The sequence below is a fragment of the Streptomyces sp. 8L genome (genome assembly GCF_020176795.1).
Taxonomy (GTDB): domain Bacteria; phylum Actinomycetota; class Actinomycetes; order Streptomycetales; family Streptomycetaceae; genus Streptomyces.
The window spans coordinates 1-7,575 of the sequence record NZ_JAIUKE010000136.1; the positions used below are offsets into that span (position 1 = coordinate 1).

At 70.5% G+C, this 7,575-nt stretch carries 4 protein-coding genes; 1 reads left to right on the forward strand and 3 read right to left on the reverse strand.

Annotation, left to right across the window (positions count from 1 at the left end; genetic code table 11):
- Nucleotides 1-10: 10 nt before the first annotated feature.
- Genes LCE31_RS13520 through LCE31_RS13530 form a run of 3 tightly spaced genes read right to left on the reverse strand, consistent with a single transcriptional unit; the run spans nucleotide 11 to nucleotide 2,663 of the window.
- On the reverse strand, nucleotides 11-964 hold the full coding sequence (locus LCE31_RS13520; protein WP_225014470.1) for an SAM-dependent methyltransferase: 954 nt from the start codon (nucleotides 962-964) through the stop codon (nucleotides 11-13).
- Complete coding sequence (locus LCE31_RS13525; RefSeq protein WP_225014471.1) at nucleotides 931-1,575, reverse strand: cysteine hydrolase family protein; 645 nt, start codon at nucleotides 1,573-1,575, stop codon at nucleotides 931-933. Before LCE31_RS13525 ends, LCE31_RS13520 begins: the two co-directional genes overlap by 34 nt.
- Nucleotides 1,572-2,663 (reverse strand): isocitrate/isopropylmalate family dehydrogenase, encoded by a 1,092-nt coding sequence (locus tag LCE31_RS13530; RefSeq protein WP_225014472.1) that lies wholly within the window; start codon nucleotides 2,661-2,663, stop codon nucleotides 1,572-1,574. Before LCE31_RS13530 ends, LCE31_RS13525 begins: the two co-directional genes overlap by 4 nt.
- A 950-nt stretch (nucleotides 2,664-3,613) precedes the next feature.
- Here LCE31_RS13530 and LCE31_RS13535 point away from each other — a divergent pair.
- Complete coding sequence (locus LCE31_RS13535) at nucleotides 3,614-7,450, forward strand: GH92 family glycosyl hydrolase (protein ID WP_374118462.1); 3,837 nt, start codon at nucleotides 3,614-3,616, stop codon at nucleotides 7,448-7,450.
- Nucleotides 7,451-7,575 lie beyond the last annotated feature (125 nt).

Here is a 7,575-nt window from a genome sequence, read left to right on the forward strand (position 1 = left end):
GCACCGCTCGTTACCGTCCCGCGCGCTGGAGCCCCTCCTCCCCTTCCGTCCCGGCCTCCTGGACCGAACCCCGCTTCGGCCTGTGCGCGAAGACCCACCGGTTGCCGCCGAGCGCGTCGCGCCACTCGGGGAGCGCCCAGCGGCCGTGGCGCAGGGCGAACTCGAACGGGGTGTGGATCGTCGAGGTCCAGCCCATCTCGCGCAGGTCGCCCGCGGAGTCGGGGCGCGGTTCGCCGTCGATGAGGCCGGGCAGATCGAGACCGGTCTGCCGGAGCGTGGAAATGTAGACGGGGCTCGCCCGGAGCTTCGCCAGGTCGGTGGGCAGCTTGATCTCGTAGGCCAGCGTGCTGCCCGGCGCGCTGAGCGCGGCCACCGCGCGCACGAGGCGGCGCTCCGCGCAGGCGGGGAGGTAGAGCAGCAGGCCCTCGGCCAGCCACGCCGTGGGCGCGGCCGGGTCGAAGCCCGCGCCTGTCAGCACGCCGGTCCAGTCGTGGCGGAGATCGGCCGCGAGCGATACGCGCGTCACCCCCGGGACGGCGGCCAGCCCGGTCAGCACCTCGTCCTTGAAGGCCAGCACCTCCTCCTGGTCCATCTCGAACACCACGAGCCCGGCGGGCCAGTCGAGTCGGTACGCGCGGGAGTCCAGCCCCGCTCCGAGCAGGACCATCTGGCGTGCCCCCGCGGCCACCGCGGCCTGCAGGTGGTCGTCGAGGACCCGGGTGCGCAGGCCGAAGTAGCGGCCGAGACCGCCCCAGAGCGGGTTCGACTCGCCTCCCGTGACGTCCCGTACATCGACCGGCCAGTGCGCGGACGCGGGCGCGGCGCGCACGAAGTGCTCCGCGTAGGCGTCCGCCACCAGGGCGTCCTGGCGGCCCGTCTCGATCGCGCGCGCGGCGGCGACCATCAGCGCGGTCATGCCGACCCCGCCCGTCACGCGCGTGTCCCGCTGTGCCTTGCCGGCCATGCGTCCTCCCCTGGGGCGAAATCCGTCCACACGTCCTCCTCGCGGGTCGTGACCCTGGCGCCGTAGACGAGACCCATGAACCGCAGGATCTGCTCGTCCGGCAGGTGCAGGCTCGCGGTGCAGTCGGCCAGTACGGTCACGTGCAGGCCCTTCTGGAACGCCGTACGCGCCGTCGAATCCACGCAGACGTCCGTGAACAGGCCGGCGAACACGAGATGGCCGATGCCGCGCCTGCGGAGGTGGTCCTCGAACCCCTCGTCCAGGAACGCGTCGAAGCAGGCCCGCTTGGTGAAGACGCGTTCGCCGGGCGCGGGTGCCGCCCGGTGGAAGGCGGCTCCCCAGGACCCCTCAAGGCACTTCGGCCGCTTGCCGAGGACGGCGTCCCGCCGCCGCCAACTGGCGCGCTGGTGCGCTGGATCACCGAGGAAGCGTACGAAGACGACCTCGGTGCGCGGGGCGCCGCGCGCCGCGTCGACCGCCAGCGCGGTGTTCGCCGACACCCTTTCCAGGGTCTCCGGGTCGCCGTCGTAGCGGGACGCGGCCACGGAGCCCGTACAGAAGTCGTTCTGGAGGTCGACGACGACCAGGGCCGTCCCGCAGCGCGCGCTCACGGGCCGACGGCCAGCGGGGCGCTCTGGCCTACAGCGCCCTCGCCCCCTGGTCGTTCCAGGCCGTCGAGGAGTGCGTCGACCACCGCGGTCGTGGTGTGCCTGCCGCCCAGGTCCGGGGTGCGGATGCCGGCCGCGGCGACTCGGGCCAGCGCGCGCTCCACCCTGTCCACGGCGCCGGCGCAGCCCGCGTGCCGCTGCACGATGACGGCGGCGGCGCGTACCGTCGCGACCGGGTTGACGATGTCCAGACCCTCCAGGTCGTCCGCGGAACCGTGCACGGTCTGGTACTCGACCAGTCCCCGGACGCCGGGGTGCAGGTGCACGTTCTCCGTGCAGCGGTTCTCCTGCCGTTCGGAGCCGAATCGGTCCAGCAGTACGACATGCATGATGTCGGCCCACTCGTTGCCCGCGATGATCACGGTGCGGCCGCGCGCTCCGTGCGTGATCAGATTCCGGTTGACCGTGTCCGGCTGGGCCAGCTGGATGGCGACGCCGAGCCGCGTGGAGATCTCCCGCACCCACGCGTCGAGCGCGCCGTCGAGCAGGTGGAACTTGTAGGCCATGACGACCTGGTCGATACCGCCGTCGGGCCACTCGCGCCGGGCCCTGCGCAGGGCGTAGGAGACGACCTTCTCGGTGACCTCCCGGCTGAAGGCCGTGGTCCGGGTCACCGCGCCCGGTGTGTGCCGGTTCTCTCCGGTGTAGAAGCCCTGGGCCTCGTCCCGCACCAGCAGCAGCGAGGTGTCGCCGGTGGCGATGACATCGACCTTCACCGCCTCAAGCCGCTGCCGGACCAGGTAGAGGGACTGCGCGTTGATCGCCGTACGGAAGACGGCCCGCGTGCCGCGCTCCGCCTGCGCGCGGCAGAAGGCCTCGTAGTGGTCGGCGTCGTCCAGTGTGAGCGCGCGGATCTGCTCGACGCCTCCCTCGGCCTTCAGCGACGCGTACGAGTGATAGGTCCGCGGGGACCGCGCGATGTCGATGCCGACCGAGTGCAGCCGGGCGAGTTCGCCCAGCACCCGTTGGAAGACGGCCGCGAGTTCCGTACCCGTTCCGCGGCCGACAGCAAGCCCGATGACCGGTTTCACCCTGCTCCTCGGTGTCGAGTTCCGTGCCCTGATCCGGTACCGGGGCGGCCACGCCCCGGATGCCGTGCGCCTCGCCGGTGTCGGCGGGGGTCGTCCTCGTCGTCGTGGTCGTGGTGGTGCCGGCGCGGAGGCGGGCCGGTGGCGTAGCGCGATCTGCCGGAGGGAGTGGGCCGGCCCACGGGGCACGGCCGGGATGTCCGTCCGCGGCGCCATCCCGATCACTCGTCCCGATCACTATCCGGTCGGTGTGACCTTCGTGGAGTGGGAAAGCACCCGGTTTCACTCGAACCGGCGAATACCGGCGCGATAAAACCGAATTGAGGCACAGTCCCGCACGGCACGCGCGCCGGTGCGCCCCGGCGCCCGCGCCACGGGGTCCGGCACCACCCCGCCCGCCCGCGAGCCGTATGACCACTGCCCGCCCGGAACCCGTACGGCCCTGGCCCACGGAATCCCTGCGGACCGCCTGGAACCCATACGACCCGGAGCCTTATGACCCAGGACCCTTACGTCCCAGGACCCTTACGCCCCGGGGCCCTTACGACCCGGGCCGCCCGTCAGCGGATCGCCCGCCGCGGCGCGGCGCACTCAACGGCGTGCCGGGCAGCGCTCCCTGACGTGAAGGGCTCCGCCTCCGCACGGGCCGGGCGGCACCCGGCTCGCATGGTCGCCGCGCTCCCCCGGCCGAGGCGCCGCGCTCCCCCCGGCCGCGGCGCAGGCGCCGGCCAACCGGTGACCAGGGCAGGCGACGAGGGATTCTGACGCTTCGTCCGCTGTGTCCCAGTGGGCACCAGAGCATGCACGTCATGCCGCCACGGCTCAAATCCCGGCCCTGACCTGGTTGTCTGTGGGAATCCAGTGCAACACCCTTGACTCGGGGCACTCGTGCCCCGATAGCGTGGCCCGGCAGATATCTGACAACGTTGTCCAAACCCCATGGGAGTCTACGCATGCAGCATCCGCTTCCCCCAGGCCGCTCGCGGAGACGGAGACGCTCCCTCACCGTGGGCCTGGCGGCTCTCGCCCTGGTGGCGTCGGCGCAGGGAGGGGCGCTCGCCGCCTCCGGCTCGGCCGCCCATCAGGCCAAGAGCAGCTTCAGCTCCTCCTTCGAGTCCGGTGATCCCGCTCCCACATGGACCGACACCGTCGAGACCGGGCCCGGCGGGGCGCCGAAGGCCTCCGGGGTCAACGGGACGTACAACACCGGTGTTCCGGGCAACACGAACGACCATGTGACCGCGGTCGCCGCCAGTGACGAGAACACCGACGGCGGAGAGGTGGCAAGAAACCTCACCGACGGCGACTCCTCCACCAAGTGGCTGGCGTTCACCCCCACCGCCTGGGTCTCCTACGACCTCGACGCGCCCATCGCCATCAAGAGCTACGCGCTCACGTCGGCCAACGACCACGCGGAGCGCGACCCGAAGTCCTGGTCCCTCGAGGGATCGGCCGACGGCAAGGACTGGAAGACACTCGACACGCGGAGCGGCCAGTCCTTCCCCAAGCGGCAGCAGATCCAGAGCTACGACCTCGGCGGCTCAGCCACCGCCTACGCCCACTACCGGCTTGAGATCACCGCCAACAACGGCGCCACCGACGCCACTCAGCTGGCCGATCTCCAGCTCGTCTCCGGTGCCTCCGACGCCCCGCCGCCCCCTCAGATGCTCAGCCGCGTCGACAGCGGGCCCACCGCCTCGCCGACCGCGAAGGTCGGCATGGGCTTCACCGGCAAGAAGGCGCTGCGCTACGCCGGTTCACAGACCGCCGCCGGCCGGGGCTACTCGTACAACAAGGTTTTCAACGTGCACGTGGCCGTGCGCCGCGACACGCGGCTGTCGTACGAGATCTTCCCGGCGATGGCGAACGGCGACCTCGACTACCAGGCCACCAACGTCTCCGTCGACCTGGCCTTCACCGACGGCACGTACCTCAGTGACCTCGGCGCCACCGACCAGAACGGCTTCGGGCTCAGCCCCCGGGCCCAGGGCGACTCGAAGTCCCTGTACGTCAACCAGTGGAACCACCGGATCTCCCAGATCGGCGACGTCGCCGCGGGCAAGACGGTGGCACGCATCCTCGTGGCGTACGACGCCCCGAAGGGCCCGGCGAAGTTCCAGGGCTGGGTGGACGACATCGGCCTGGCCGTCACACCGCCCGCCCGGCCCAAGGCACACCTCGCGGACTACGCGGTGACCACCCGGGGCACCAACTCCAGCGGCAGCTACTCCCGCGGCAACAACATCCCCGCGGCCGCGGTGCCGAACGGCTTCAACTTCTGGACCCCGGTCACCGACGCCAGTTCCGACAGCTGGCTCTACAACTACGCCAGCACCAACAACGCGGACAACCTCCCGGAGATGCAGGCGCTCGGCCTCAGCCACGAGCCGAGTCCCTGGATGGGCGACCGGCAGACCTTCCAGCTGATGCCGTCCGCGGCGGCGGGCAAGCCCGACACGTCGCGCACCGGGCGGGCGCTGCCGTTCCGGCACGACAACGAGGAGGCCAGGCCGTACGAGTACGGGGTCACCTTCGAGAACGGGCTGAAGGCGCAGATGGCGCCCACCGACCATGCCGCGATGATGCGCTTCACGTACCCGGGCAAGGACGCGTCGGTCATCTTCGACAACGTCTCCCAGCAGGGCGGCCTCACGCTCGACAAGGACAACGGCACCTTCACCGGGTACTCGGACGTCAAGAGCGGCCTGTCCACCGGTGCCACGCGGCTGTTCGTCTACGGGACCTTCGACTCGGCCGTCACGGACAGCTCTTCGAGCGGTGTGACCGGGTACATGAAGTTCGCCGCCCGGCACGGCAACACGGTGACCCTGCGGCTGGCGACGTCGCTGATCAGCGTCGACCAGGCCAAGGCCAACCTGGCGCAGGAGATCCCGGCCGGCACCTCGTACCAGAAGGTCCGTGACGACGCCCGCGCGCAGTGGGACAAGCTCATGGGACGGATCACGGTGAAGGGCGCGAGCGAGGACCAGCTCACCACGCTCTACTCCAACATGTACCGACTCTACCTCTACCCCAACTCCGGCTACGAGAACACCGGTACGAAGAAGAAGCCGGTCTACCAGTACGCCAGCCCGTTCTCTCCGATGCCGGGGCCCGACACCGCCACGCACACCGGCGCGAAGGTCGTCGACGGCAAGGTGTACGTCAACAACGGCTTCTGGGACACCTACCGCACGACCTGGCCGGCCTACTCGCTGCTCACGCCGAAGAAGGCGGGCGAGATGGTCGACGGGTTCGTGCAGCAGTACAAGGACGGTGGCTGGACCTCGCGTTGGTCCTCGCCCGGCTACGCCGACCTGATGACGGGCACCTCGTCCGACGTGGCGTTCGCGGACGCCTACGTCAAGGGCGTGAAGTTCGACGCCGAGGCCGCCTACGACGCGGCTGTGAAGAACGCCACCGTGGTTCCGCCCTCGTCCGGCGTCGGCCGGAAGGGCATGGACACCTCCCCGTTCCTCGGCTACACCTCCACCAGCACCGGTGAGGGCTTCTCGTGGGCGATGGAGGGCTACGTCAACGACTACGGCATCTCCCAGATGGGCAAGGCGCTCTACAAGAAGACGGGGAAGAAGCGCTACAAGGAGGAGTCCGACTACTTCCTCAACCGCGCCCAGGACTACGTCGAGCTCTACGACAAGCAGGTCGGCTTCTTCCAGGGGCGTGACGACAAGGGCAACTGGCACCTGCCGGCCGACCAGTACGACCCGCGCGAGTGGGGCGGCGACTACACGGAGAGCAACGGCTGGGGCTACTCCTTCACCGTGCCGCAGGACACCCGGGGCCTGGCCGACGTGTACGGCGGGCAGGCCGGTCTCGCGAAGAAGCTCGACACCTTCTTCTCCACCCCGGAGACGGCGCAGTTCACGGGCGCCTACGGCGGTGTGATCCACGAGATGACCGAGGCGCGCGACACCCGGATGGGCGAGCTGGGCCAGAACAACCAGCCCTCGCACGGCATCACTTACATGTACGACGCCGCGGGGCAGCCGTACAAGACGCAGGCGAAGGTCCGCGAGGTGCTGTCCCGGCTGTACACGGGCAGCGACATCGGGCAGGGCTACCACGGCGACGAGGACAACGGCGAGCAGTCGGCCTGGTACATCTTCTCGTCCCTCGGCTTCTACCCGCTCGTGATGGGCAGCGGCGACTACAGCATCGGCTCCCCGCTGTTCAAGCAGGCCACCCTGCACCTGGACGGCGGCCGTACCCTGACCGTCAACGCCCCGAAGAACAGCTCCCGCAACGTCTACATCCAGGGCGTGAAGTTCAACGGCAAGCGCTGGGACTCCACTTCGCTCCCGCACGACCTGCTCTCCAAGGGCGGGACGCTGGACTTCGCGATGGGTCCCAAGCCCTCCGCGTGGGGCAGCGGCGCGAAGGACGCCCCGACGTCGATCACGAAGGGCGACACGGCCCCGAAGCCCCGCACCGACGCGCTGTCGGGACCGGGGGCGCTGTTCGACAACACGTCCGACACCGACGCCACGTTCACGGCGACCGACCTGCCGCTGGGGACCTCGGGCGACGCGGTCGAGGGGACGCAGTACACACTGACCTCCTCCGACCACACCAAGGCTCCGGACGGCTGGGTGCTCCAGGGCTCGACGGACAACAGCCACTGGAAGACCCTGGACCGGCGCTCGGGCGAGTCCTTCACGTGGGACAAGCAGACGCGTCCGTTCACGATCGCCCATCCCGGCGCGTACACGCACTACCGGCTCGTGGCCGACCACCAGAGCACCCTCGCGGAGGTGGAACTGCTGCACTGACCGGCCCGTTCGACCCGGCCCCCGGGGGGGCGCCCCCCCCCCCCCCCGGCGCCCGAAAATAGGCGGCGCCGATTAGTTAGCCCCGCCGGGGGCCCGCGGGGGGGCCCCCGCCGGCGGGGGGGGCG

Bases quoted from the DNA above. Each gene is read 5' to 3' on its own strand.
- LCE31_RS13520 (WP_225014470.1), bottom strand. From the start codon at position 964: ATGGCCGGCAAGGCACAGCGGGACACGCGCGTGACGGGCGGGGTCGGC.
- LCE31_RS13535 (WP_374118462.1), top strand. From the start codon at position 3,614: ATGCAGCATCCGCTTCCCCCAGGCCGCTCGCGGAGACGGAGACGCTCC.